General features: G+C 61.1%; 22 protein-coding genes, 1 tRNA gene and 2 pseudogenes. 18 read left to right on the top strand and 7 right to left on the bottom strand.

What is annotated here, in order from left to right; genetic code table 11:
* From LXM55_RS00805 to LXM55_RS00825, 5 genes are all read left to right on the top strand, one after another.
* Window positions 1-1,392, top strand: a complete 1,392-nt coding sequence (locus LXM55_RS00805) for an MFS transporter (RefSeq protein ID WP_233317681.1) — start codon at window positions 1-3, stop codon at window positions 1,390-1,392.
* 38 nt (window positions 1,393-1,430) lie between these two features.
* Complete coding sequence (locus tag LXM55_RS00810; protein ID WP_233317683.1) at window positions 1,431-2,354, top strand: ketopantoate reductase family protein; 924 nt, start codon at window positions 1,431-1,433, stop codon at window positions 2,352-2,354.
* Between the two features lie 74 nt (window positions 2,355-2,428).
* The gene (locus tag LXM55_RS00815; protein WP_233317684.1) at window positions 2,429-3,904 is read left to right on the top strand and encodes an aldehyde dehydrogenase family protein; all 1,476 of its coding nucleotides are present in this window, start codon (window positions 2,429-2,431) and stop codon (window positions 3,902-3,904) included.
* A 120-nt stretch (window positions 3,905-4,024) separates the two neighbouring features.
* A complete protein-coding gene (locus LXM55_RS00820) occupies window positions 4,025-5,281 on the top strand; it encodes an OprD family porin (protein WP_233317686.1) in 1,257 nt (418 codons plus the stop codon).
* Between the two features lie 231 nt (window positions 5,282-5,512).
* A complete protein-coding gene (locus tag LXM55_RS00825) occupies window positions 5,513-6,226 on the top strand; it encodes a GntR family transcriptional regulator (protein WP_233317688.1) in 714 nt (237 codons plus the stop codon).
* A 4-nt stretch (window positions 6,227-6,230) separates the two neighbouring features.
* On the opposite strand, the gene LXM55_RS00830 is transcribed toward LXM55_RS00825, so the two are convergent.
* The 3 genes from LXM55_RS00830 to LXM55_RS00840 form a co-directional block, all read right to left on the bottom strand.
* Entirely contained in the window at window positions 6,231-7,181 is a 951-nt protein-coding gene (locus LXM55_RS00830) for a PDR/VanB family oxidoreductase (protein WP_233317690.1), read from the bottom strand.
* Between the two features lie 58 nt (window positions 7,182-7,239).
* Window positions 7,240-8,298, bottom strand: a complete 1,059-nt coding sequence (locus LXM55_RS00835) for an aromatic ring-hydroxylating oxygenase subunit alpha (RefSeq protein WP_233317693.1) — start codon at window positions 8,296-8,298, stop codon at window positions 7,240-7,242.
* Window positions 8,299-8,562: 264 nt separating this feature from the next.
* Window positions 8,563-9,711: a MalY/PatB family protein gene (locus LXM55_RS00840; protein ID WP_233317695.1), complete on the bottom strand. Its 1,149-nt coding sequence runs from the start codon at window positions 9,709-9,711 to the stop codon at window positions 8,563-8,565.
* A 373-nt stretch (window positions 9,712-10,084) separates the two neighbouring features.
* Between LXM55_RS00840 and LXM55_RS00845 the strand changes: the two genes are divergently transcribed.
* The 3 genes from LXM55_RS00845 (at window position 10,085) to LXM55_RS00855 (ending at window position 13,853) form a co-directional block, all read left to right on the top strand.
* Window positions 10,085-11,332, top strand: coding sequence for a pyruvate carboxyltransferase (locus LXM55_RS00845; protein WP_233317697.1), 1,248 nt, complete (start codon window positions 10,085-10,087; stop codon window positions 11,330-11,332).
* Window positions 11,325-12,272 carry an AEC family transporter gene (locus LXM55_RS00850; protein ID WP_233317699.1) on the top strand — a complete coding sequence of 316 codons (948 nt, stop codon included), beginning with the start codon at window positions 11,325-11,327 and terminating at the stop codon, window positions 12,270-12,272. Before LXM55_RS00845 ends, LXM55_RS00850 begins: the two co-directional genes overlap by 8 nt.
* A gap of 540 nt (window positions 12,273-12,812) precedes the next feature.
* Entirely contained in the window at window positions 12,813-13,853 is a 1,041-nt protein-coding gene (locus tag LXM55_RS00855) for an ABC transporter substrate-binding protein (protein ID WP_233317701.1), read from the top strand.
* Between the two features lie 111 nt (window positions 13,854-13,964).
* Here LXM55_RS00855 and LXM55_RS00860 read toward each other — a convergent pair whose 3' ends face one another.
* The 3 genes from LXM55_RS00860 to LXM55_RS00870 form a co-directional block, all read right to left on the bottom strand.
* Window positions 13,965-14,846 carry a helix-turn-helix transcriptional regulator gene (locus LXM55_RS00860; RefSeq protein ID WP_233317703.1) on the bottom strand — a complete coding sequence of 294 codons (882 nt, stop codon included), beginning with the start codon at window positions 14,844-14,846 and terminating at the stop codon, window positions 13,965-13,967.
* A 74-nt stretch (window positions 14,847-14,920) separates the two neighbouring features.
* The gene (locus tag LXM55_RS00865) at window positions 14,921-16,339 is read right to left on the bottom strand and encodes an aminotransferase (RefSeq protein WP_233317705.1); all 1,419 of its coding nucleotides are present in this window, start codon (window positions 16,337-16,339) and stop codon (window positions 14,921-14,923) included.
* A gap of 58 nt (window positions 16,340-16,397) precedes the next feature.
* The gene (locus LXM55_RS00870; protein WP_233317707.1) at window positions 16,398-17,498 is read right to left on the bottom strand and encodes a polyamine ABC transporter substrate-binding protein; all 1,101 of its coding nucleotides are present in this window, start codon (window positions 17,496-17,498) and stop codon (window positions 16,398-16,400) included.
* 405 nt (window positions 17,499-17,903) lie between these two features.
* Here LXM55_RS00870 and LXM55_RS00875 point away from each other — a divergent pair.
* Window positions 17,904-17,977 (top strand) — tRNA-Cys (locus tag LXM55_RS00875).
* Between the two features lie 99 nt (window positions 17,978-18,076).
* Here the strand turns inward: LXM55_RS00875 and LXM55_RS00880 are convergent.
* On the bottom strand, window positions 18,077-18,310 hold the full coding sequence (locus LXM55_RS00880) for an integrase (protein WP_233317709.1): 234 nt from the start codon (window positions 18,308-18,310) through the stop codon (window positions 18,077-18,079).
* A 231-nt stretch (window positions 18,311-18,541) separates the two neighbouring features.
* Here LXM55_RS00880 and LXM55_RS00885 point away from each other — a divergent pair.
* From LXM55_RS00885 to LXM55_RS00925, 9 genes and pseudogenes are all read left to right on the top strand, one after another.
* Window positions 18,542-19,214 (top strand): annotated as a pseudogene (locus tag LXM55_RS00885) (phage tail protein).
* On the top strand, window positions 19,189-19,395 hold the full coding sequence (locus LXM55_RS00890; RefSeq protein WP_233317711.1) for a tail protein X: 207 nt from the start codon (window positions 19,189-19,191) through the stop codon (window positions 19,393-19,395). The pseudogene LXM55_RS00885 and the gene LXM55_RS00890 overlap by 26 nt, the downstream one beginning before the upstream one ends.
* 57 nt (window positions 19,396-19,452) lie before the next feature.
* Entirely contained in the window at window positions 19,453-20,115 is a 663-nt protein-coding gene (locus LXM55_RS00895; RefSeq protein WP_233317713.1) for a hypothetical protein, read from the top strand.
* Between the two features lie 70 nt (window positions 20,116-20,185).
* Window positions 20,186-20,758: pseudogene (locus LXM55_RS00900) on the top strand (contractile injection system protein, VgrG/Pvc8 family); the annotation flags it as partial.
* Between the two features lie 298 nt (window positions 20,759-21,056).
* Window positions 21,057-21,716 (top strand): hypothetical protein, encoded by a 660-nt coding sequence (locus LXM55_RS00905; RefSeq protein ID WP_233317715.1) that lies wholly within the window; start codon window positions 21,057-21,059, stop codon window positions 21,714-21,716.
* Window positions 21,717-21,815: 99 nt separating this feature from the next.
* The gene (locus LXM55_RS00910; protein WP_233317717.1) at window positions 21,816-22,199 is read left to right on the top strand and encodes a hypothetical protein; all 384 of its coding nucleotides are present in this window, start codon (window positions 21,816-21,818) and stop codon (window positions 22,197-22,199) included.
* Window positions 22,200-22,500: 301 nt separating this feature from the next.
* A complete protein-coding gene (locus tag LXM55_RS00915) occupies window positions 22,501-23,220 on the top strand; it encodes an HNH endonuclease (RefSeq protein ID WP_233317719.1) in 720 nt (239 codons plus the stop codon).
* A gap of 59 nt (window positions 23,221-23,279) precedes the next feature.
* Window positions 23,280-23,600 (top strand): VOC family protein, encoded by a 321-nt coding sequence (locus tag LXM55_RS00920; RefSeq protein WP_233317720.1) that lies wholly within the window; start codon window positions 23,280-23,282, stop codon window positions 23,598-23,600.
* A gap of 245 nt (window positions 23,601-23,845) precedes the next feature.
* A complete protein-coding gene (locus tag LXM55_RS00925) occupies window positions 23,846-24,205 on the top strand; it encodes a hypothetical protein (protein ID WP_233317721.1) in 360 nt (119 codons plus the stop codon).
* Window positions 24,206-24,521 lie beyond the last annotated feature (316 nt).

A 24,521-nucleotide genomic window follows, 5' to 3' on the forward strand; every position in this document is an offset into this window, starting at 1 on the left:
ATGAACACGACTACGGTCACTGCAGCGATAGACGATGCGCCCCAGCCGGCGCGTTCCGCTTCCTCCCATGCCGACATCGGCACCTTGCTCGACCACGGCCCCTTCACCGGCATGCAGAAGCTGGTGGTGCTGCTGGCGGCGCTGTCCATCGTCATGGACGGCTTCGACGGCCAACTGATCGGTTTTGCCATTCCGCTGATGATCAAGGAGTGGGGCATCACCCGCGAGGCGTTCGCCCCGGCGGTGGCGGCCGGGCTGATCGGCATGGGCATCGGCAGCGCCTGTGCCGGGCTGTTCGCCGACCGTTTCGGCCGGCGCATGGCGATCATCACCAGCGTGTTCGTGTTTGGCATGGCCACCTGCGCCATTGGCCTGGCGCCCAACGCGCTGGCGGTGGCGGTCTTGCGTTTCATCGCCGGGCTGGGCATCGGTGGCGCGCTGCCCAGCGCGACCACGGTGACGGCTGAGTTCACCCCGGCGCGGCGGCGCACCCTGGCGGTGACCGCCACTATTGTCTGCGTGCCCCTGGGCGGCATGCTGGCGGGGTTGTTCGCTTCCCACGTCCTGCCGTTGTATGGCTGGCGCACCTTGTTTTTTGTGGGGGGCAGCCTGCCCATCGTGCTGGGCTTCGTGTTGCTCGCGACGCTGCCGGAGTCACCGCGCTTTCTGGTGCGCCGGCCGCAGCGCTGGGGTGAGTTGAGTGCCCTGCTGGGGCGCATGGGCCGGCCGATGTCCGCGGGGGTGGTCTATACCGATGCCCTGGAGCAGAAGAGCGAGAAGCAGGGCGGTTTCCGCAGCCTGTTCGCCCTGGGTTATGGGCGCGACACCCTGGCCCTCTGGGTGGCCTTCTTCATGTGCCTGACGGCGGTCTACAGCGCCTTCAGCTGGCTGCCGACCATGCTCCTGTCCGAAGGCCTGGAGCTGTCGGTGGCCGGTTCCGGGTTGACTGCCTACAACCTCGGCGGGGTCATCGGCGCGCTGGTCTGCGCGGTGGCCATCACCCGCTGGGGCTCGTTCTGGCCGCTGCTGATCTGCTGTGCCGGCGGCGCGGCCAGCGCCTTTGCGTTGCAGGGGGTGGATATCCATCAGCACACCGGTTTGCTGATCTTCGGCTTCGGCGTGCACGGCCTGTTCGTCAACGCGGTGCAGTCCACCATGTACGCGCTGTGCGCCTTCATCTACCCCACTGGCGTGCGCGCCACCGGCACCGCCTCGGCCCTGGCCTTCGGGCGCCTGGGGGCGATCCTCAGTGCCTTCGCCGGGGCCCTGGTGATCACCCGGGGTGGCGCCCAGGGCTACCTGACGCTGCTGGGCGCGGTGATGCTCATGGCGCTGATCGCGCTGCTGATCGTGCGCCGGCACATTCCCCGGCGCCTGCCGGGCCAGCCATGAACACGGTCCTTGAAAGGCTCATTCCAACAGGAGGTTCGATGAACATCACCATTCTCGGCGCGGGCGCCATGGGTTCGCTGTTTGGCGGCCTGCTGGCCGAAAGCGGGCAGCAGGTGACGCTGCTGGACATCAACGACGCGCACCTTGCAGCCATCCAGCGCGACGGCCTGTTGCTGGTCACCGACCACGGCGAGCGGCGCATCCGGGGCCTGAACGCCTGCCGCCCGGAACAGGCCAGCGGGCACCCGGACCTGTTGCTGGTCTTCACCAAGACCCTGCACACCGACAGCGCCTTGCGCAGTGTTGCCGGGCATATCGCTGGGCACACCCGGGTGCTGACCCTGCAGAACGGCCTGGGCAATGCCGAAGCCGTGTCGCGGCATGTGGCCGCGCAGCAGGTGCTGATCGGCATGACCAACTGGCCCGCCGACCTGCTCGGGCCGGGCCGGGTGCAGTCCCACGGCCAGGGCGTGGTCCGGGTGCTGGCCCTCGACGAGGGTGAGCGCCAGGCCAGCGCTGAAGTGGCGGCGGTACTGGACGCGGCCGGGCTGAACTGCGCGGTGGACCCGGAGGTCTGGACGTCGATCTGGGAGAAGGTCGCCTTCAACGCGGCGCTGAACAGCCTGTGCGCGGCCACCGGCTGCACCGTCGGCCAGTTGGACGCGGCGCCGGAAGGCGTGGCGCTGGCCCGGGCCATCGTCATGGAAGTGGTGGCCGTGGCCCGCTCCCAGGGGATAGTGCTGGATGCCCAGCGCTGCCTGGACAGCGTGGCCTTTGCCATGGCCAACCACCGCACGCACAAGCCCTCGATGCTGCAGGACGTGCTGGCCGGACGGCCCACGGAAATCGGCGCGATCAACGGCCAGGTGCTGGCCCGGGCGCGGCAGGCGGGGGTGGTGGTGCCCCACACCGAAACCCTGCTCGGCCTGCTGCGGCTGATCGAGCAACGCGCAGCCTTGTAGGAGCCGGCGCCTGTATCCACCGGCTTCTGTGTGACTCATCGGTTTATGAATGCTGTTCCTTGAGGAGATTTTTCATGAGTGAATCCAACGCGGTCTATCGCGATCTGCATCTGCAACCGATCGCCGGGCAGTGGCGCGCCGGTGCCGCTGGCAAGACCCTGGCGGTGACCAACCCCTACGATGGCGCATTGTTGCTGGAAGTGGCCCAGGCCAACCGCAGCGACCTGGATGCGGCCTACGCCAAGGCCGCCCAGGTGCAGTCGGAATGGGCGGCCCTGGGCCCGTCGCAGCGCGCGGCGGTGCTGCACCGGGCGGTGGCGATCTTCGACCGGCGCCAGGAGGAAATCGTCGACTGGATCATCCGCGAATCCGGCAGCACGCGGATCAAGGCCCTGGCCGAGTGGGGCGCGGCGCGGGCCATTACCCTGGAGTCGGCGTCGTTCCCGGCGCGGGTCCACGGGCGGATTGTCGAGTCCGATGTGCCGGGCAAGGAAAGCCGGGTCTACCGCAGCGCCCTGGGGGTGGTGGGGGTGATCAGCCCGTGGAACTTCCCGCTGCACCTGACCCAGCGTTCCATCGCCCCGGCCCTGGCCCTGGGCAACGCGGTGGTGGTCAAGCCGGCCAGCGATACCCCGGTGTGCGGCGGCCTGCTGCTGGCCAGGATCTTCGAGGAAGCGGGGTTGCCCGCCGGGGTGTTCAGCGTGCTGGTGGGGGCCGGCAGCGAGATTGGCGATGCCTTCGTCGAACACCCGGTGCCGGCGCTGATCACCTTCACCGGCTCGACCCCGGTGGGGCGCGGTATCGGCCGCATCGCCAGTGGCGGCGAGCATCTCAAGCACGTGGCCCTGGAGCTGGGGGGCAACAGCCCGTTCGTGGTGCTCGATGACGCCGACCTGGATCAGGCGGTGAACGCCGCGGTGTTCGGCAAGTTCCTGCACCAGGGGCAGATCTGCATGGCGATCAACCGGATCATCGTCGATGAGCGGCTCTACGAGGCCTTTGCCCAGCGCTTCGTGGCGCGGGTCAAGCAGCTCAAGGTGGGGGACCCGCAATCGCTGGAGACCGTGATCGGCCCGGTGATCAACGCCCGCCAGTTGCAGGGCCTGCAGGACAAGATTGCCCTGGCCCGCGAGCAGGGCGCCGAGCCGCTGTACGAGGGCGGGGTAAACGGCAACTTGCTGGCGCCCCATGTGTATGGCGAGGTGCGGGCCGACATGGACCTGGCCCGCCATGAAATCTTCGGCCCGCTGGTGGGGCTGCTGCGCGCCCGGGACGAAGCCCACGCCCTGGAGTTGGCCAATGCCAGCGAGTTCGGCCTGTCCAGCGCGGTGTTCACCCGCAGCCTGGAGCGCGGGGTGAACTTCGCCCGCCAGGTGCGCGCGGGCATGACCCACATCAACGATGTGCCGGTGAACGATGAGGCCAACGCGCCTTTTGGTGGCGAGAAGAACTCCGGGCTGGGGCGCTTCAACGGCGACTGGGCGATCGACGAATTCACCCGTGACCACTGGATCAGCGTGCAACACCGGCCGCGTCAGTATCCCTTCTGACGGGCTGACCTGAACAACCCCCGGCCGCCCTGGCCGGGTTTTTGAGCACCCGTGAATGGACGGGCCGTCACGGGCCTGTCGGGGCACGGCTGCGCCCATGAAAAACGGAGAACAATAATAATGAACACCCGTCATCCGATGCAGTGCCGCTCCCTGATAGGGGCTTGCTTGTCCGTGGGCCTGTGCGTGCCCGCCTGGGCCGCCGACGACAGCGGTTTTTTCGAGGGGAGCAAGACCGACCTGCTACTGCGCAACTACTACTTCAATCGGGATTTTCGCGACCATGACGCACCCAAGGGGCAGATCGAGGAATGGGCCCAGGGCTTCATCCTCAAGTTCAGCTCCGGCTACACCCCGGGCACCGTGGGTGTTGGCCTGGATGCCATCGGCCTGTTCGGCCTCAAGCTCGACAGCAGCCGCCGGGTCAGCGGTTCGGAGTTGCTGCCGGTGCACGACGACGGCCGCGCGGCGGACAATTTCGGCCGCGCCGGGGCAGCGTTGAAGGCGCGGATTTCCGCCACCGAGTTCAAGCTCGGCGAGCTGTTGCCGGACGTGCCGCTGCTGCGCTATGACGATGGCCGCCTGCTGCCGCAGACCTTTCGCGGGGCCATGCTGGTGTCCCGCGAGATCGACGGCCTGGGCCTGCAGGCTGGGCAGTACCGGGCGGTGAGCCTGCGCAACTCGTCGGACATGCAGGACCTTTCGGCCTGGGCCGCGCCGGGGGTGAAGTCCGATGGCTTCAACTACGTGGGTGCCGACTACCGCTTCAACCAGCAGCGCACCCTGTTCGGCGCCTGGCATTCGCAACTGCAGGACATCTACCGCCAGAGCTATTTCAACCTGCAGCACAAACAGCCGCTGGGCGACTGGGTGCTGGGGGGCAACCTGGGCTACTTCATCGACCGCGACGATGGCAGCGCGCGCATCGGCCGGGTCGACAGCCACACCGCCTATGGTCTGTTTTCCGCCGCGCGGGCCGGGCACACGCTGTACCTGGGGTTGCAGAAGGTCAGCGGCGACAGCCCCTGGATGTCGGTCTACGGCAGCAGTGGCCGGACCCTGGGCAACGACATGTTCAACGGCAACTTCACAAACGCTGGCGAGCGTTCCTGGCAGGTGCGCTACGACTATGACTTCGCCGCTTCCGGGGTTCCCGGGCTGCTGGCCATGGTGCGTTACGGGCGTGGCGACAACGCCACCACCAAGGCTGGCAAGGACGGCCATGAGTGGGAGCGCGATACGGAGATCGGCTACACCCTGCAGAGTGGCAGCCTGAAGAACCTCAGCCTGCGGCTGAACAACGCCACCAACCGGCGCAGCTTCAACAGCGACTTCGACCAGACCCGGCTGATCGTCAGTTACCCGTTGTCACTCTGAAAACCCTGTAGCCGCTGCCGCAGGCTGCGAACGCTCTGGGCGGCACTCCGCTGCAGGAGACCCGGAGGTTTCGAAGGCGCTGCAGGTTCGGCGGGAGATCGCCAGGCAAGGTCCTGCGGACCTTTGCGCAGCTTCGCGGGCTCAGCAGCGGCTACAGGTATTGTCGGGGGGGGCGTGTTGTGGCGGGCCTTGCGTTACTATGGCCGCCCACCTTTTCAGGAAGCTGCCCGGATGAGCAAACCCGGTCAAACGGTGCTGGTCGCGCTGCGCAAGATGATCGCCTCGGGCGAGCTGGCGGCAGGCGAGCGCTTGATGGAAGTGCCCACCGCCGAGCGGTTCGGGGTGTCACGCATGCCGGTGCGCATGGCCTTTCGCACCCTGGAGCAGGAAGGCCTGCTGGTGCGTTTTGGCGGTCGCGGGTTTCAGGTGCGCTCGGTCAGCGCCGAGGACATTGCCGGGGCGGTGGAAGTGCGCGGGGTGCTGGAAGGCCTGGCGGCGCGCCAGACCGCCGAACGCGGGCTGTCGGCCGAAGGCCGGGCGATTCTCGAACGTTGCCTGGTCGAGGGCGATGCGCTGTTCGACAAGGGTTACGTCAACGAAGAAGACCTGGAGGCCTATCACGACCTCAACATGCGGTTTCACCAGGTGATCGTGGCGGGCAGCGGCAACCCGGCGATCGCCGATGCCCTGGCGCGCAACGATCATCTGCCGTTCGCCTCGGTCACCGCCCTGGCGGTGGACCGCCAGGACATGGCCCGGGAATACCGGCGCTTCAACTACGCCCACATGCAGCATCATTCGGTGTTCGATGCCCTGGTCAACCGCCAGGGCGCGCGGGCCGAAGCGCTGATGCGCGAGCATGCCAACGCCACCTTGCGCTACGCCGAGATCTTCGGGTCGGCGCTGGCCGACGAGCGCATGAAGCTGATCCTGCCTTCGCCGTGAGGCGCTAGAGGTCCAGCACCAGCAATGGGGTCTTGGCGCGGGAACAGCAGGGCGTGAACTGATCGTTGCACGCCTGTTCTTCCTCGGTGAGGAACAGGTCGCGATGCTCCGGCACGCCCTCCAGCACCCGGGTCAGGCAGGTGCCGCAGATCCCTTGCTCGCAGGAAATCGCCACTTCGATGCCCTGGTCCTGCAGCACCTGGACCACGCTGCGATCGGCCGGCACCTGGAACACCTGGCCGCTGCTGGCCAGCTTGACCGCGAAGCTGCCGTCGCTGCCGTGGTCCACGGGCGCGGCGCTGAAATATTCGCGGTGCAGGCATTGCTCCTTCCAGCCCAGGGCCCTGGCGCTGTCCAGCACGTGTTGCATGAACCCGCCGGGGCCGCAGACATACAGGTGCAGATCATCCTGCGGCGCGGCCAGGGCGTGCGCGATATCCAGGGCCGTCTCGGGCTGTTCGTCGAAATGCAGGCTGACCCGCTCGGCGAAAGGCGATTGCCGCAGGCGCGGGACAAAGGCCGCGCGCTCGGCTGAACGGGCGCAGTAGTGCAGCTGGAAATCCGCGTCGCCGTGGGCCAGGTGCTCGGCCATGCTGAGGATCGGGGTAATGCCGATGCCGCCGGCGAACAGCAGGCTGCGCCGCGCGCCGGGGGCCAGGGCAAACAGGTTGCGCGGCTGGCTGATGCGCAGGCGCGCGCCCACTTCCAGCTGTTGGTGCAAGCTGCTTGAGCCGCCTCGCGAGGCGGGGTCCTTGAGCACCCCGATCACGTAGCGGTGGCGTTCTTCGGGGTGGTTGCACAGTGAATATTGGCGCACCAGGCCGTTGGCCAGATGCACGTCGATATGGGCGCCGGCGCTGAAGGCGGGCAGGGGGCTTGCGTCGGCCGCGGCCAGTTCGAAGCTGCAGATGTCCTGGGCTTCGTTGTGGCGCGCGACCACCAGTACGTCGATCATTGTCGGTCCTCGCCAGTGGCCGCATCCGGGCCCGCTGGCTGTCGGGGGGGAGGAGGGCTTAACGGCTTGCCGCGATCAGTGCTTCCCGGGGCTCGCGTTCCTGGGCGATCAGGCGTTCCAGCACCCGTCGCGACTGCACGCCGCCGGCGTCGATGTTCAGCTTGAGCAAGCTGCGCTGGGGCTGGGCGAGCAGGTTCTGCTGCTGGCGTTCGAGCATCTCCAGGTCTTCGCTGAAGATCTTGCCCTGGCCTTCGCGGATGCTCGCGGTGAGGGCCTGGTCCTGGGGGTTGAAGTTGCGTGCCATGCCCCAGAAGTACCAGATCGAGGTGTCGCTTTCCGGGGTGATGAAATCCACCACGATGCTCGACGCCTTGAATGCCGCGGGGGCGTCGTAGCCACCGTGGCCGGCGTGGGCCACGCCGACTTCGATCAGCACATGGCTGGGCGGGCTGAAGCGGCAGATCTGCCAGCGGTCCACCGGCACGTCGTCGGCCAGTTGGTTGCCGCGCAGGGCCATGCGCCAGAACGGCGGCGGCATGACGTTGTGCATGTGCCGGGCGGTGACCACTTGATCGCCGTTCACCGTGGTCTGTGGCGGTGCCTCGTCGATCTCCTTCTGGCCGATGCTGGAGGCGTGGACGTAGGTTTCGTGGGTCAGGTCCATCAGGTTGTCGATCATCAGGCGGTAGTCGCACTGGATGTGGAACAACCCGCCGCCGTAGGCCCACTGTTCGTTGTCGGCCCATTCCAGGTGATGGATCAGCGCCGGGTCGGCCAGGGGCTGGTCGCCGGGCCAGACCCAGATGAAACCGTAGCGCTCGACCGCGGCGAAGGTCTTGTTGCAGGGGAAGCCGCGTACCCGTTGGCCGGGCATGTCCACGGTCTTGCCGTCGCAGCCCATCACCAGGCCGTGGTAGCCGCACACCAGGTTGCCGTTCTCGACATAACCCAGCGACAGCGGGGCGCCGCGATGGGGGCAGAAATCCTCGACGGCGGCTACCCGGCCTTCATGGGCACGGTAGAACACCATTCGTTCGCCGCAGATCTGCCGGCCCAGGGGCTTGCCCTGCAATTCATCGGGGGTGCAGGCAACGTACCAGGCATTCTTGGGGTACATGACGTCTCTCCAGGCGTTTGTTGTTTTTATTTAATGGATCCATTAAATGGTTGGCGCTCTAGGAGTGTCAAACAAATACACGGATTTTCTGTTCGATAATCGGCTGTTTTTTTGAGGTTTAAAGGATTATGGATCCATTGGTGGGGTTTTATGGATCCATTGAAGCGGTGCCAGAGCGCAGGTTGCGCAAGGGCAGGGGAGGCCGCGGCGCCAGGAGCGGGAGCCTGGCGGCGGCGGTGGCGGGGTGGGCGCGTGCCGGGGCGATCAGCGCCGTTGCAGGCTGTCCTGCAGGCGCTGGATGCCTTCTTCGAGCATGGCTCGCGGGCAGCCGAAGTTCAGGCGCACGAATTGCCCGCAGTCGTCGCCGAACTCCAGCCCGGCGCTGAGGCCGACCTTGGCTTCCTTGAGGAAGAAGGCGTAGGGGTCGGCAAGGCCCAGGGCGCTGCAATCGAGCCAGGCCAGATACGTGCCCTGGGGCGCGTGCATGCGGATGCCCGGCAGGCGGGTCTGCACCGCGTGCAGCAGGTAGTCGCGGTTGGCTTGCAGGTAGCCGAGCAGCGCTTGCAGCCAGGGGCCACCGTGGGTCAGGGCGGCCAGGGTCGCCTCCAGGCCCAGGGGGCTGACGCTGTCCACCATGCCAGCGCGGGCGTTGTTGAAGGCCAGGCGGGTGGCCGGGTCCTGGACGATGGCGAAGCAGGTCTTCATTCCGGCGATGTTGTAGGCCTTGCTGGCCGACATCAGGGTGATGGTGCGGCGGGCGATTTCCGGGCTCAGGGACGCGGTGGGAATGTGCCGGCGGCCGTCGAAGCACAGTTCGGCATGGATCTCGTCGGAGATGATCAGCGCTCCCTGTTCCAGGCAGGCATTGGCCACCGCCAGCAGTTCTTCCCGGGGGAAGACCTTGCCCAGCGGGTTGTGCGGGTTGCTCAGGAGCATCGCCCCGGCGCCTTGCAGGGCCTGGCGCAGTGCATCCATGGGCGTGTCGTAGGTGCCCTGGGCGCTGAGCTGGAACGGCACTTCGACCTTGTCCAGGCCCCAGTTGCCCGGGGCCAGGCGCAGCGGGCGATAGTTGGGGGTCTGCAGCACCACCGATTGCCCGGGTTTGACGAAGGCGTGCAGGGCCATGTTGAAGCCGGGCTCGACCCCGGGGAGGAAGATCAGTTCGTCGGGCTGCACGCGCCAGGCGTACTTGTTCCAGAGGTCGGCGACCACCGCTTCGCGCAACTCGTCGCGGGCCACGCTGTAACCCAGCAGCGGGTGCTCCAGGCGCTGGCGCAAGGCCTGGAGAATGTCATCGGCCACGGCGAAATCCATGTCGGCCACCCACATCGGCAGGACATCCTCGGGGTAGCGGCTCCATTTGGTGCTGCCAGTGCCATGACGGGGGTGCAGGGTATCGAAATCGAAGCTCATGAACGGATCTCGTCGGGTCGCTTGGGGAAGGAGATGATTCTAGCCTTCCCGGGCAGGGTCTGGCAGGCCGATGTGCAGGGGCTGCGCAGCATGACGCCGCGAGTTGGCTGGCGGAACAAACCGATTTTTTAAGGCGGGTCGTGAGGGGTTGAAGCGATTGTTTATTGAATGCCCATGGCTGCTTTGCATTTAAATCCAATAGCGCTCTGCAAATAAAAGCGGATGTTTTTTGTCGTTATTTACTGTTTGGGCTTTTAAGAATTGTCTTAGGTATTGTTTTTTTGCCGTTGTTATATCGTGTGTTGCTTGCGGCCTTTATTTTGCAGTTGAGGTTGAATGGAAATTAAGTAACACGTTCGCAAGGAGCACGAAAATGATGGCTGAAAACGGAATTCGTTATCGTGATTATTCGGTTCCGCATCTGGTGGATGAAACGCTTAGAGAAGGCATTGAACGGACGGTCTTTCCGATCAGCGTCGAGGCCAAGGTTGGCATCCTGAAGTCCATGGCGGCCGCCGGCCTAAGGGATTTCGTGGTCGGCTGCGGCCCCGAGGAGCCGCTGGTCTGGGACCGTTTGCAGCAGGCGCGGGAGGCCGGCGAATTACCGGCCGATACCCGTGCCACCTTCATCATTCTGCTCAACTGCTGGGAAACCGCATTCGCCTACTTCAAGGCCCGGGAGGGGCACGCGCAGTGGATTGCCGAGACCGTATTCAGCTTCGGCATGATCACCTATCGGCAGAAGGCGGGGGAGTTCGAACGGGCTGTCGAGGCCTTTCGCAGCATCGGTGCGGTCAGGTTCAAGGCCAGCGTGCTCAACAACTTCCGCTCCGGCGTGTCCGAGCAGCGCTACACGGAAATCTGTCGGCAGATCGACTGGGCGGCCAGCCTGGGCATCGAGGTCATCAGAATCAACGACTCGGTGGGCTCGCTGCAGCCGCATGTCACCCAGTGGTTGTGTTCCAAGTTGGTAAAGGATTACCCCCAACTTGTCTTTTGCTTGCACGCGCACAACGACAACGGGCTGGCACTTGCCAATACCATGCAGGCCATTCACTCGGGATTTCAGATGGTCGAAGGGGCGCTGGCCGGTTTTGGCAACCGCTCCGGTATTGCCCCGTTGGAACAAGTGGTCAAGTTATGTCAGCTCAATAATATAAAACTCGGTTCCCAGGAACTCGATCTACAAGGCCTGGTACAGGCCGCCCATCATTGCGAAGAGGCGTTTCTACAATTGCCCAGTGTCTATCGTCCGGTGAGTGGAAAGTTTGAAATGCTTTCCAACTATGGCGTCCTGAATATCCCGGACTTTCTTGAAACCAATGATGAGAAGGGTTATTTCGTCAACTATGTCGGCCTGCACCCGCAGACGATCCGTCAGGCGCTGGAAAATCATTCGTCGGCCGGGCTGGATGTCGACGCGCTTTCGGACAGCGACCTGTGGCCCATCGTCGACAGCCTGAAAAGCGAGATGCAGACCTCCATCCCCTATATCGAGTCGCAATACCGGCAGATGATGGGCGGGGTGATGGATTTCTATCGCGCTTCCACCTATACCCCGCGCCAGTTGGCGGTGTATGCCGAACAGCGCATTGTTCGCCGGCGTGCAGCCCATGGATAAGGTCTTTACCGTGGTCATGCCGCTGTTTGCCATGATCTTCGCCGGCTACTGGATCGTACGGATCGGGGTGATTGGCAAGGACACGGTGAAGGGGCTGGTCGGGGTGGTGTTCTGGCTGTTCCTGCCGTGTTTCATCTTCATCAAGACCCTGGGCACCCGCGAGCACGGTGAGCTGGACTGGGACCTGCTGAGCGCCTACTACCTGGCGTGCCTGGTGACCTTCATGCTCGCCGCGCTGGGTGGCCGCCTGATCTGGGGCGGCAATGCCAGGGTCGCGGGGTTGCGGGGCCTGTCCTCGGTCTCGGGGGTGGTGGGCTACATGGGCTTGCCGCTGATGGTCATGGCCTTTGGCGATGCGGCGGCCCTGCCGACCCTGATGATCACCATGGCCGACAACCTGGTGATTCTGGCGGGTGGTGCGTTGATCATGGAGCTCACCGCGCGCCAGGAAGGAGAGGCCAGGCCGGCGCTGGGTCGAGTATTGCTCAGCACCAGCCGGTCGATCGTCAGCAACCCGCTGATTCTGGCGGTGGCATTGGCGGCGGTGTTCATCCTGCTGGAGTGGCAACTGCCCAGCCCGTTGCAGATCTTTGCCACGCAGATGACCAACGCTACCGGACCCTTGGCCCTGGTGGCGCTGGGGGCTGCCTTCGCGGTGCACAAGGGGCAGAACCTGATCAAGGGCGACTCCCTGGCCCTGGCGCTGCTGAAGGTGGTGGTGTTGCCACTGCTGGTCTTCGTTTCGGCCCGTTATGTGTTCGGCCTCAGCGACTTCCTGATCAAGATCGCGGTGATCATGGCGGCGCTGCCCGTGGCGGTGAACGTGTTCATCCTGGCCTCGCGCTACAAGACTTACGAGGCCGAGGTTTCCAGCAGCATGCTGCTTTCGGCGGTACTGGGGATCGGGGTGATCTCGGGGCTGCTGGTGGTGCTGGACTGACACCCTGATAGGCCAAGGCACCCTGCAGGCGTGATGCGTCTGCAGGGTGCCTTGCGTTATGCCAACCAACCCTGGGTTTCTGGCCGTTGCTGCGTCGTGACTGATCCTGCCTGAATTAAGGCTGCCATCGAGGCAGCTTTTCCCTTGTCTGTGCCTCACAAAATCCTCGTTTCGCAATGCCCAGGGTTATGGAAACAATGAACCCCTGCATCCGCCTGCCCGACTGCCGAGGGCGCTCCTGCGATGCACTGCCGATCGATTTGTTCTTCCTACAAAAATAACAGGGAGCAAGCGATGAACTGCCATTCGCGCATGACCACGGCCGGTAATCCCGGACGGGTCGCAAACACAGCAAACGAACAGGGCCGCAGAGCCCGCAGCACGGCTGACCCGGCCTGGCATTGCATGCCCCGACGGTTCTTTCAGCGCTGACCAAGACTCGTAGTGCCTGGTGCTGTACCGCCCGTTGCATACGGTCGCTTCCAGGCTCTTGTTGTGCGGGTTCGTACGGGCGAGCCGGCTTTCTTGAGGATGGGTTTCATGTCCAACACTTTGCGTTGCGGCGTTGCGTTGTCGTGGGTCTTGCTGTGCACCGGGGCTTACGCCCAACCGCAGAACCTCACGGTCATTTCCTTTGGTGGGGCCACCAAACAGGCTCAGGAGCAAGCCTACTTCCAGCCGTTCAACAAGAGCGGGGCGGCCCGGGTGGTCGCCGGCGAATACAACGGCGAGCTGTCGAAGATCAAGGCCATGGTCGATGTCGGCAAGACCAGCTGGGATGTGGTCGAAGTGGAGAGCCCGGAGCTGTTGCGTGGTTGTGACGAGGGGTTGTTCGAACCCCTGGACCTGGCGCGTTTCGGGGATCCGGCGCAATACGTGCCGGGCACCTTGAGCGAGTGCGGGGTCGCCACTTATGTGTGGTCGATGGTCATGGCCTTTGCCCCGCAGAAACTGGCCAAGGCTCCGCAATCCTGGGCGGATTTCTGGAACCTCAAGGACTTCCCCGGCAAGCGCGGTTTGCGCAAGAGTGCCAAGTACACCCTGGAGATCGCTCTGCTGGCGGACGGTGTTGCGCCAGGCCAGCTGTATCAGGTGCTCAATACCCCTGAAGGCGTGACCCGGGCCTTTGCCAAGCTCGATCAGATCAAGCCCTACATCCAGTGGTGGGAAGCCGGAGCCCAGCCGGCGCAATGGCTGGTGGCGGGCGACGTGGCGATGAGCGCCGCCTACAACGGGCGCATTGCCATGGCCCAGAAGGAGGGCATGCAGTTGAGCATCCTCTGGCCGCAAAGCCTGTACGACCCGGAGTACTGGGCGGTGGTCAAGGGCTCGCCGAACAAGGCCCTGGCCGAGGACTTCATTCTGTTCGCCAGCCAGCCCCAGGCGCAGAAGGTGTTCTCCGAGAACATTCCCTACGGACCTGTACACCGTCAGGCATTGCCGTTGTTGCCTGAAACGGTGCAGCAGCAATTGCCGACCTATGAGGCCAACCTGAAAGGCGCGCGAGCGGTGGATGCGGCCTTCTGGGTCGACCATGGCGAGGAGTTGGAACAGCGTTTCAACGCCTGGGCCGCCCGCTGACCGGAAACGCCTGCCCGTAGGAGCGAGCTTGCTCTCGATGGCTGTCAACGAAAACGCCGTGTTCACTGGGTGAACGCGGCGTTGTTGGGTGCATCGCGAGCAAGCTCGCTGCTACAGCGGCCCGGTATTGGTCGGCGGGGGCTGGGTCAGCCAGTCAATGAACAGTGCGAACAGCTCCGCCTGGGAGTTGATGGCCAGCTTGGTGTAGAGGTTCTTGCGGTGCATGCGCACGGTTTCCGGGGAGATCTCCAGCACCTTGGCCGTGGATTTCACCGAGTGCCCGCGCAGGATCAGGTGGGCGATTTCACGCTCGCGCACGGTCAGCAGCGGCTGGCCAAAGCTCATGAAGGCGGCTTCGATCTGCTGGTTGACGTTGGCCGGCGTCGGGACGGGCGGTGGGTCCTGGCGGGCTTGACGCAACAGCAGCTGCAGACCACCCGTGCCGAAACGGCGGATCAATTCACGCACCAGGGGTTCTACCGCGCGCAGCAGCGCCAGAGGTTCGCTGGCGAAACGCTCACCGCTCAGGCCCTGGAACATGCACAGGGAAATCTTGCTCTGCGGGTCGAGGTCGACGATGTAGTAACTGTCTTCGGCGCCCCCGGTCTTCAGGTAGTAGGTCTTGTAGTACTCACTGCTGAAAAAGTCGTCCGGGGCAATTTCCGACAGGTGATAGAAACCTTCGGCCAGGCCGTTTTCCACCGCCAGGCAGAACGGGTCCAGCAGATAGCCCCGGGAAAAGTAACGGTTGATGATTTCGTCGCGGTAGGCGCCGACGATGCCTCGCTCGTGCAGCAATTGCGGCGGCAGGCCCTTGCGCTCCAGGCTGATCATCATCGACTCGATGGGCGTCAGGGCGTGCAGCGCCGCCGCCAGATGCTGCAGGAAGGTGCCGTCGTCGACGGCGTTGAAAGCCTTGGCCAGGCCAGCGTGCCAACCCTGCAGGGCAGGGAGGTCGAGGACCGCGGCGGGGGTGTTTGCAGGTGCGCTCATGCCCGGCAGTCTAACGGCCGGGCGCAGGCCGGGTAAGACCCCGGCCCGATATTCCTGCTGCCACTGGCCCGGGTTCATTGGCCCAGGTACTGGCCGTTATGGCGCAGTTCGGCGGCGGTTTCTAGGATGCATTCGCGCAAGGTCGCGACGATTTCGTCGATCTGCTGTCGAGTGATGATCAGCGGCGGCGACATGACGTTGAGATGGCCGATGGGGCGCACCAGCAAGCCTTTGGCCTGGGCCCGCAGATGGATGCGCTCGGCAATGTTCAGGGCCTCCGGCAGCAGGGCCTTGGTGCGCTTGTCGGCGACGAATTCGACGCAGGCCATCAGCCGCTTGCAGCGCACGCTGCCCACCAGCGGCAGTTCGGCCAGGCTGTGCAGGCGCTGCTCCATATACACCCCCACATCCTCGACATGCGCCAGCAGGTTTTCCCGCTCGATGATCTCGATGTTCTTCAAGGCCGCGATGCAGCTCACCGGATGCCCGCTGTAGGTGAACCCGTGGGTGAAGCAGCGGCCCTTGCCCGGCTCGCCGATCACCTGCCAGATACGTTCGGAGAAAATGCACGCCCCCAGCGGCAGGTAACCCGAGGTCAGGCCCTTGGCCGTGGTGATGATGTCCGGCTGCATGCCGAACACTTCCGTGGAGGCGAAGAAGGCGCCCAGGCGGCCGAATGACGTGACCACCTCATCGGCCACATACAGCAGGTCGTAGCGCTGGCAGATTTCCCACATGCGCCGGTGATAGCCCTCGGGAGGAATGATCACCCCGCCGGAGCCCATGATCGGCTCGGCGAAGAACGCCGCAACCTTGTCCGGGCCGATGGTCAGGATCTTGTCTTCGAATTCCGCCACCAGGAACTCGAGGAAATCCGCTTCGCTCATGCCGGCGGGGGCCCGGTAGTAGTTGGGGCAGGAGACGTGATGAAACAGGTCGCTCATGAAGTCGAATTCAGGCGCGCGGTCCGCGGCCTTGTTACCGATGGACATGGTCAGAAAGGTTGAGCCGTGGTACGCGTTGTGCCGCGAGATCACGTGCTTCTTCTCATGCTTGCCGCGACTGTTCTGATAGAACTGCACCAGGCGGTAGGCGGTGTCCACCGCGGTGGAGCCCCCGGTGGTCAGGAACACGTGGTCGAGATCGCCTGGGGCCAGGCTGGCGAGTTTTTCGCAGAGTTCGATGGCGCTGACGTTGGCCATGTCGCAAAACGGATTGGAGTAGGCCAGTTGCCGCACCTGGTTGGCGATGGCCTCGGCCATTTCCTCGCGGCCCAGGCCGATATTGGTGCACCACATGCCGCCCACTGCGTCCAGGTAACGGGTGCCGGCGGTGTCATAGATGTAGGCGCCGTCACCGGCAGCGATATTCAACGAACCCTGTTCGCGGTGTTCATCGAACATGTGGAAGCCGTGCATGTAGTGCGCCTTGTCGGCAGCCACCAGTTTCGAATCGTCGAATTGCTCGAAGAAGGCTTCGGGTTGGATAGCCATGGGCTTCACCTCGGGTAGCAGCATTGGGTGGAAAGTCTGTGGGGCACGGGCGGGCGGATCACTTGCCGATCTTCACCATGTTCCAGGTCCGGGTAATCAGCCGGGTGCTGGCGGGTGTCTGGATCGTCTGGGTGAACAGCCGTGCGCGGGTCTGGGCATCGGGGTAGATCGCCGGGTTGTCGCGCACCTCGGCGCGCAGCAGCGACGTGGATTTGAGGTTGGCGTTGGCGTAGCGGATGTAGTCGCTGACTTCAGCCATCACCTGGGGCTGCAACAGGTACTCGATAAAGGCATGGGCGTTGGCCACGTTCGGCGCATCGGCGGGTATATAGAAGTCATCGAACCAGATCAGCGAGCCTTCCTTGGGAATGAAATAGTCGAGCTTGACCGGTGCCCCGGCCTCATTGGCCCGGGCCTGGGCCGTGGCGTAGTCACCGGACCAGGTGGCGCTGAGGCACAGGTCGCCATTGGCCAGGCCATTGAGGTAGCTGGTGGAGTCGAACTTGCGGAGATAGGGGCGCACCGCCATCAAGGTGTCTTGAGCCGCCTTCAGATCCTCGGGCGCGGCGCTGTTGGGGTTGCGCCCCAGGTACGCCAGCACCAGCGGCAGGATGTCGGTTGGCGAGTCCTGCAGCGTCACCCCACAGTCGACGAAACGCGACACCACCTTGGGGTCGAAGAGCATCGCCAGGGAACCGATGGGCGCGTCCGGCATGCGCTCGCGGACCTTGTCGACGTTATAGGTCACGCCGTTGCTGCCCCAGGTATAGGGCGCCGAATACCGCACGCCCGGGTCGTAGCCCTCCAGGCTCTTGAGCACCTGCGGGTCGAGGTTCTGCCAACTGGGCAGCCACGCCTTGTTCAACGGCTGGAACACCCGCGCCTTGATCAGCGGCGGCACCAGGGCGGCATTGAGTACCACCAGATCGTAGCCGGAACGCCCGGGGAGCAGCTTGCCCTGGACGGTTTCGTAGGAGTCGAACGTGTCGTAGATCACCTTGATCCCGGTGGCCTTCTCGAACCCGGCGAGCGTGTTTTCGCCGATATAGTCCGACCAGTTGTACAGCCGCAGGGTCTTGTCCCCTGGCTCCACGGCCTGTGCCCACGCCGCCGTCAGTGCCAGAACCACGCCAAACATCGCAGGGAAAGCTGTACGCATACTTCAATTCCGCCTTGAACGTGATGGAAGGAGCCCGGGTCGAGCCGTTGGGGCTACTGTCCGCGAGGGGCCGGGTACACGCCATAACCCGATCGGGTAGGTGGGCGAAGCGAGAAGGGGGCAGCTATCGGCAAGCGTTTGTGTAATCATCCCGCCTCGTTGACGAGCGCAAGACTGTTTACCCGCTGGATTTGCTCATCCTGGAAACCTGTAGAAACAGCCCGGAAGAAAAAATCTCGAATAGGAGTTGCCAGGAATGGAAAACACGTCCATAATTGCGACCATTCCTCAGCGAGGAAACGGAAAAACTCTTTAAAAATCAAAGAGTTACGAGATGAAGTTGATCTCGTTAGCCGTTCCAGTTTGTACGTGTTCAGTGTTGTATTTCAGGCATTGGACATTTGGGGCCGAGTAGCAAAATGGTTATGCAGCGGATTGCAAATCCGCCTACGCCGGTTCGATTCCGACCTCGGCCTCCACCCTTGAAAACCCCGTAGATTAACGTCTACGGGGTTTTTTGTTGCCTGGGATTTGCCAGGTGTTCCGCAACTTTTGGAATGTGTTCCGCAACCCCCTCCTTATTTCGTGGGTTTTACGATCTCTCCGACACGTCGGTAGACCTTCTTGGTGATCTCCTCGGAAGAGTGGCCGAGCAGTCTGCTGGCATGCTCCAGGGCTATCTCGCTCGCGGCTATTGGTCGTATGTCACGAAACTGAAATTGCCGGATGCTCGTTACCAGAGCGTTATCGCCATCGGCAGCTGCCTTGATAGCGGCCTTTTCCCGGGCCTCATCCCACCGATTGCGCAGCATCTGCTAGCTCATGCGCAAGCCTGAGGTGTTGGTGATCAGTACCGAGGTCTTGATGCGATTCATGGCGTGTCGTTCCTTTAGTTTCTCTAGGAAGACCGCCAGGTCTGATTGTTTGCCAGCGTCCTTCAGAAGAATTCGCAAGCGTTTCTCGGTCTTGCCCTGGCCAATCCGCAGAAGCCTTCGCTCATATCTGTGGTCGCAGTCTTCAGCACATCCGCGGGTCGCTGCCCGGTGAGGTACGCAAGATCCGTGGCGTCTCTGGGCGCCAAGCTGCAACGAACCTTGCGCGGCATCACCGCCGCGCAGTCTGTTGTCGGCGAAGTGGCGGCCAAGTACAGCCAGGCCGTGTCGGCGGCGGGGCAGATCCAGCAGCGGCTCGGTACGTTGCAGGAGCAGACCGCCAAGGCCGGACAGGTCAGCCCGTCCCTGGGCAACATCCTTCCTACCGGTTCATTCGGCGGCCTGGGTACTCTGGTCGCCGAGGCGGTAAAGCCATTCCCGCACCTGCTGATCATTCAGCCGTTCCGGGCTACCGGTGCAGCCTTTTACTTCAACCTCGACACCGCAGCCTTTGAAGAGCTGCGCCGTCAGACCGGGTTTCGCTGAGCAGGCCAGGAACGCCTGACCCGCAGCAGGCGGTGGGGCAGGGTGACGACAAGATCGCCCTCAAGGGCGCGGTGTTTCCTGGGTTCAAGGGGGGCTGGGTCAGTTGCAAAAACTGCGCAGCATCGGTCGACGCCTGCAGCCGCTGAGTCTGACCACGGGCTACGGCGAAGTGTTGGGCACTTGGTGCCTGACCAGCCTTGAGGAAGAGCAGAGCCATCTGCTGGCCGGTGGCATTCCGCGTATGCAGGGCTTCTCAATGGAGTTCGTGAGCTATGGCGACGACATGCAGAACGTCTGACGGGGATCTGCTCGACACCTTGTGTCACCAGTATTACGGGCACCTGAATGGCAGTGTCGAAGCGGTGCTGGATGCAAACCAGGGGCTGGCCGATGAGTCCCAGCCGTTCCGGGTTGGGGTGCTGATCGTGCTGCCGGAGTTGCCTAGCGTGCCTGATGTTGTGGTGAAGTTATGGGATTAAAGGTAGCAGTTTGGTAGCATTCGGATAGTAATTTCTACAATGCTAGGGACTTGGCTTATGAACAAGAAAAAAGTTATAGGGTTTTTAGTTGGTATGGGAATGCTGGGATGCGCGCTGAGTGCTTCTGCTAGTGATAACCTTTTTAAGTCCTATGCCTATGAATCTCCTATTTCCGCTTATCCGAAGTCAAAGGGTTATTATGACTGCTCTGAAGAGATCGGCGGGAAGGCATTGTGCCTAGATGATGTGGATTTTCTTGGTCATAAATTTGATGCAGTACTGGTTTTTTCTAATTCAAAATTGATCATGATGTCGTTGAATAGTGCCTATGATCAGAATCTTTACGCAACTGTAGTAGGCTCTCTTAGTAAAACGTTCACTCTAGCCGGTCTTGCTAACGGTCAGACTGAGCTAGACTTGGTCCAGCTCGCTTCTAAGGCCTCTAGCCCTGAGGAGTTTAACTTTAAACTTACCAACTATGAGTCTGCAGCAATCAATAGTGGTAACTTGGTTTACACGTTCATTGAAGGAGTCGATTTGAATAAAAGATTCGCTAGTATTGCCAGCCTTCTGGATGCATCCGCTGACAATATTCGAATTGCTGAGGTCGAGCTTACTGGAGAGGGAGCCGACTCTAGTTTGATAATTAGCTTCAGCTTCCCCAATCTTGAGGCGAAGAAAGTTACAGCCGCAGCCCAAAAGCCTGTCGAATCCTTTTAAGGCATAAAGTATGTGGCAGAGCCCCGCATAAACGGGGCTTTTTTGTTTCTGAGGTATTTAAAAGAGCCCCATGTTCCGAATCATTGCGGACGGTAAGAACATCACCGCACTGATCAATGACCGGCTGTTGACCCTGCGCACCTCGGACAAGCCCGGCATGGAGTCGGACGAGTTTGAGCTACGCATCGACGACCGCGACGGAGCGGTGGCACTGCCCAGCCTTGGCGCCAATATCGAGATATTCATGGGCTACGCCGGCCAGTCACTGAGCCGCCTAGGTCGCTACATGGTGGACGAGGTGGTGGTAACGGGGCCGTCTGACTCTATCGAGATCCGGGGCAAGGCCAGCGACATGCGCGGCAGTGGCAAGACCACCCGCAGCGGGAGCTGGGAAAACGTCCCGCTGCAGCAGATCGTGCGCGATGTGGCGACCCGCAACGGCTGGCAGCCGGTGTGCCCGGTGACTACCAAGGTGCCCCGGGTCGACCAGCTCAATGAATCCGACTTCAACTTCATCACACGTCTGGCCAAGCAGTATGACTGCACGGCCAAGCTGCTGGTGCTGCCCCGGCAGGCCGGGCAGAGCGCCAGTGGCAAGAACCTTGGCACCGTCACCATCACCCGCAGCGACGTGAGCCGCTACACAATCATCATTCCTGCCTTGATCACAGCAAGCCTTACTTGACAGTCGACCAAGCGAAAATTCGACACGCATTTGAGGTTGCGCTGGCATAGAGACATCATTACTGTTTGGTGGTACAGCTTTGCACAGCAATCGTTTGACAACTGCTCCCAACGCTAGCTGTCAAGCTTCTGTGCTGATAAAGCAGGGAAGTACTGCACCATGTCATCCAGATGCACCGTAAGCCCAGCCCCCGCGCCGGGCTGAGGTCGCAGAGGGACGACCGTGTTGGCGTCCTCACAATCAACGGAATGACGAAATGACGATGAACGCCTACAAAATCATGAGAAAGCGGTACTACGCGCAAGGGTCTACAGTTTTGACGAAGAATGCGCAGTACGGCAATCGTATACGCAGGTCTACAGCGTCATTGGCTCTTGCGGAGGCAGCCATTGATGTCTGCAGCGACACCGACGCTACGTTCGAACAGATAATCAATCTGCTACAAAATCTACAAATGACACGAGGAGGTTTCCACCTGCCCCCTAGTGTCAGAGCGCATCATGCTGAACGGCTGGAACCTCTCTCTATTGAGGCACCATCGATTCTGGCAGGTGACTTTGGAGCAACGTTCTGGGAGTCACTGTATGAGCGTGTCCGGCGTGATGAAAAACCATCTTGCCCTTCTAGGATGGACTCTTACTTCGCTTGCCGAGATTCAGAGTCACTAGGACGCTACAAGGCCAAACACTGGCTGAACAAAATGGATGACAAGCTGGCCTGCGAGATTACGATTTCAGACTGCCCTGTTGTATTTGAGGCAGACATGGTGGTTCTGGACGAAATTGATGGAACCATGACGTTTGCCTCGGCAACTCCCCAAATACTTCGCTATTGGAATCAGGAATTCACAAAGCGGCCCATTGTTGAAGCTCTGTTACAGGGTTGCGTAGTGCTTGGTGCCGAGGTGGAGATCTAGCGTTGAATTGATGCTTCTCAGATGCACCCAAACCCCGGCCAAAAAATACAGAGATCCGCTGATTTGGCGCCCAGGATCGAGCAGAAAACAGGTGGGTAAATGTTAACTATAGATCATGTCAAAAGCCTTATTGATAGACATCAAAAAAAAGCGGCAGCGCATATTGAGCTTCTAAAAGCTAAAAAAGATGGTGGGGTGAGTGTTTGTCTTCGGGAAGAGGGTGTTGCGGTGTACTGGTCTCATCCAGAGGTTTCGTATTTATCTTTAAATACTCTTGATTATATTAATTATTATAAAGAGTTTGTGCGGGTTCCAGGTTTTATTGATGAGTTAGACAAGATTAAAAGTGCGGCTCCAGAAAAATTGGAGGAATTATACTTCGGGAGCTTATCTCGTGAATGGAGAATTCAAGGTGTTGTACGTTCGGGAATTTCGAAAGATGAGGCATCTGAGGAGTTTCTAGATCGAGTTTTTAAGTTGTAATCTCCGAACCATGCACAGCGCATGGTCGACAACTGGCGTGGGAATCGTGACCTCATTTGTTGGTCGCATTTGAGCATAACGGCACGTTTTATTGTTTCGATACCAGCAAGCCGATGCTGGAGCACCAGGGCGACAAGATATACCCTTTATAAAGGTCTCAGTGCATTCACGTATGAACTGGACAGACAAGCCAGTTGAGGCTGTGGAAAGTGAAATCATGGCTGATTGGCTCCACGCTCAGGCAATCAACTGGCTTGCCAAAGCACAAATGGCACGCGAAAGCGGCACAGTGTAGGAACCCATGGCTAACACTCTTACCACCGCTCATATTCAGGGCGCTTATCGTATCGCTAGCCAAGTGATGGACCATGGTCTTTCGTTGAAACAAGGCGTTGCCCAGCTCGTTACCGAAGGTGTAGGGGCCACCTATGCCCAGGATCTTATTAACGTATACCGGTCCATGCGACTGGGCCGCTGTTATCACCGCACTATCAATGTCGAGGCGACTGATTATTTTCTGCGGCAGTTATTTGAAGATGGGGGGGCGGCGTATCTTTCGCCAGCTATCAACGCTACCCATCAGCACATCGATTATTACGAAAAACACCAGAAGCTGACGCTTCACCGCAAACGCAAGGTGGTGGCAGACCTTGAACATCTGCTGGGCGGATCGGTCATGTCGCACTTGGCAGCATTTGAGGAACTGGTACAAGCTGCCCTCGTGGATAGTTCGGACGCACGTAAAGCTCGGTTGGCGGCTAGGGCGCATCTGAAACCTGAGAGAGTTGTCCTGACATCAACGATGTTTGTCCGTAACCCTGATGTCGTTGCTGAAGCGCTCCATCGTGCCGCCGGCGTTTGCGAGGTATGTGTTCAACCCGCGCCCTTTACCAGGAAGTCAAACGGCACGCCTTATTTGGAGGTCCACCACAAAATCCGTCTGGCCGATGGCGGCCTTGATACCTTGGAAAATGCTGTCGCCTTGTGCCCCAACTGCCACAGGGCATCTCATTATGGATAGCCAACTGTTCCAGGAAACTGCCTAGGAACACCGTTTGATCTACTCAAGGAAAACGAGCCATGAAAAGTCTAACCAGATCAGAGTTAATCGAGTTAGTGCTTGCCGAAATGGATCGTGTCTGGGGGGCGAAGGGTTTCGGCGGTGAGTTTGAAGCCTATGCGTGGTTGAAAGCGCACTTTGGGATATCGGAAGAGGAAGACGCGCAGTGGCAGGACGTACTTTCGGATTGGGCCGGCACGTTTGACGAAGATACGGCGGATTTGGAAGAGAACGAAAGAGAACGGGTGAAAGCGTTTCTCCAAGACGACTCCACCGTCACTGCTTTTTTGGAAACGCTGCTCCATCGCTACAAAAGCACTGATACGACATACCCTCGCTAAGTTGATTGAAAAATCCGCTGCACCCTCAAGCCCACCAATGTGCGTGCGTGTCTTTTTCATGGAGGTAGTTGAGTAGTGGCTAGAAATGATCCGCTTCTGGGCTGGTAAGCAGATAACTAAGTGAAGCTAATCATCACAGATGTCAATGACCCGCAGATGGTCGCGCCCTGCACATCGTACAGCTCGGGCACCGTCGATGTTGGTTAGAATGGCGTGTTGAAGTCTATTGCTTGTAAGGGAACCCAATGAGCACTGAAAAGCCAGAGCTTTTGTTCATCCTTCAAAGGTTTCTAGATAATGTTTATGAGAGGGCTTCGAAAAGCCAGAGTGTTTTACTTAAAAGAAATCATGGTCACTACACTTACGCGAATGAAATCCTCTTCGTCTACGTGACGATCTTCCCTAAAGAGGTTGAGCTTGTTTTTGAGAGCAAGCAGGTAGGTGACGGGGTTTTTAGTATTGCTCTGGATATGTGCATGTCCAGCGGAGAAGTACTGGCTGGCGACCTGCTGTCTCTGAATGGGCGTTGCGAGGAGATCGGCGCGGCATTGGCCTCGCAAGAAGACGGGGTGTTGGCCCTGTTGTTAAAGTGCTTGGGCAACTGAGTCTTTTTTCAAGCGCGTGAACCGCAGGTATTCCGGTTTGCTGGTTCGTGGGCCCCGAGTTTATGCAGTGAGCGCGCCTGGCCGAAGGCTGTCGCTCCCAACCCACAGAGAACAACACGCCAAACTCTTGAAACCACCCCAAAAGCGGGTTCGGGTAAATCTTCTAAAGCACTAAAACGGTTACACCCAGTCATGCCAGGACATCCACGTACATTTGATGGAGCCGCTCGCGGCGAACCTCTGGGTCGGATCAAGGGGCAGAACGATACAGCGCTGAGCATTCTGAATGGAGTCGGCTTCATCGACGCTTGAGCGC

Source organism: Pseudomonas sp. Au-Pse12 (genome assembly GCF_021341665.1).
In the GTDB taxonomy this organism is placed as follows: Bacteria; Pseudomonadota; Gammaproteobacteria; order Pseudomonadales; family Pseudomonadaceae; genus Aquipseudomonas.

Coding starts and splice junctions, on each gene's coding strand:
- LXM55_RS00805 (WP_233317681.1), top strand. CDS start 1: ATGAACACGACTACGGTCACTGCAGCGATAGACGATGCGCCCCAGCCG.
- LXM55_RS00810 (WP_233317683.1), top strand. CDS start 1,431: ATGAACATCACCATTCTCGGCGCGGGCGCCATGGGTTCGCTGTTTGGC.
- LXM55_RS00815 (WP_233317684.1), top strand. CDS start 2,429: ATGAGTGAATCCAACGCGGTCTATCGCGATCTGCATCTGCAACCGATC.
- LXM55_RS00820 (WP_233317686.1), top strand. CDS start 4,025: ATGAACACCCGTCATCCGATGCAGTGCCGCTCCCTGATAGGGGCTTGC.
- LXM55_RS00825 (WP_233317688.1), top strand. CDS start 5,513: ATGAGCAAACCCGGTCAAACGGTGCTGGTCGCGCTGCGCAAGATGATC.
- LXM55_RS00830 (WP_233317690.1), bottom strand. CDS start 7,181: ATGATCGACGTACTGGTGGTCGCGCGCCACAACGAAGCCCAGGACATC.
- LXM55_RS00835 (WP_233317693.1), bottom strand. CDS start 8,298: ATGTACCCCAAGAATGCCTGGTACGTTGCCTGCACCCCCGATGAATTG.
- LXM55_RS00840 (WP_233317695.1), bottom strand. CDS start 9,711: ATGAGCTTCGATTTCGATACCCTGCACCCCCGTCATGGCACTGGCAGC.
- LXM55_RS00845 (WP_233317697.1), top strand. CDS start 10,085: ATGATGGCTGAAAACGGAATTCGTTATCGTGATTATTCGGTTCCGCAT.
- LXM55_RS00850 (WP_233317699.1), top strand. CDS start 11,325: ATGGATAAGGTCTTTACCGTGGTCATGCCGCTGTTTGCCATGATCTTC.
- LXM55_RS00855 (WP_233317701.1), top strand. CDS start 12,813: ATGTCCAACACTTTGCGTTGCGGCGTTGCGTTGTCGTGGGTCTTGCTG.
- LXM55_RS00860 (WP_233317703.1), bottom strand. CDS start 14,846: ATGAGCGCACCTGCAAACACCCCCGCCGCGGTCCTCGACCTCCCTGCC.
- LXM55_RS00865 (WP_233317705.1), bottom strand. CDS start 16,339: ATGGCTATCCAACCCGAAGCCTTCTTCGAGCAATTCGACGATTCGAAA.
- LXM55_RS00870 (WP_233317707.1), bottom strand. CDS start 17,498: ATGCGTACAGCTTTCCCTGCGATGTTTGGCGTGGTTCTGGCACTGACG.
- LXM55_RS00880 (WP_233317709.1), bottom strand. CDS start 18,310: ATGCTGCGCAATCGGTGGGATGAGGCCCGGGAAAAGGCCGCTATCAAG.
- LXM55_RS00890 (WP_233317711.1), top strand. CDS start 19,189: ATGGCGACGACATGCAGAACGTCTGACGGGGATCTGCTCGACACCTTG.
- LXM55_RS00895 (WP_233317713.1), top strand. CDS start 19,453: ATGAACAAGAAAAAAGTTATAGGGTTTTTAGTTGGTATGGGAATGCTG.
- LXM55_RS00905 (WP_233317715.1), top strand. CDS start 21,057: ATGACGATGAACGCCTACAAAATCATGAGAAAGCGGTACTACGCGCAA.
- LXM55_RS00910 (WP_233317717.1), top strand. CDS start 21,816: ATGTTAACTATAGATCATGTCAAAAGCCTTATTGATAGACATCAAAAA.
- LXM55_RS00915 (WP_233317719.1), top strand. CDS start 22,501: ATGGCTAACACTCTTACCACCGCTCATATTCAGGGCGCTTATCGTATC.
- LXM55_RS00920 (WP_233317720.1), top strand. CDS start 23,280: ATGAAAAGTCTAACCAGATCAGAGTTAATCGAGTTAGTGCTTGCCGAA.
- LXM55_RS00925 (WP_233317721.1), top strand. CDS start 23,846: ATGAGCACTGAAAAGCCAGAGCTTTTGTTCATCCTTCAAAGGTTTCTA.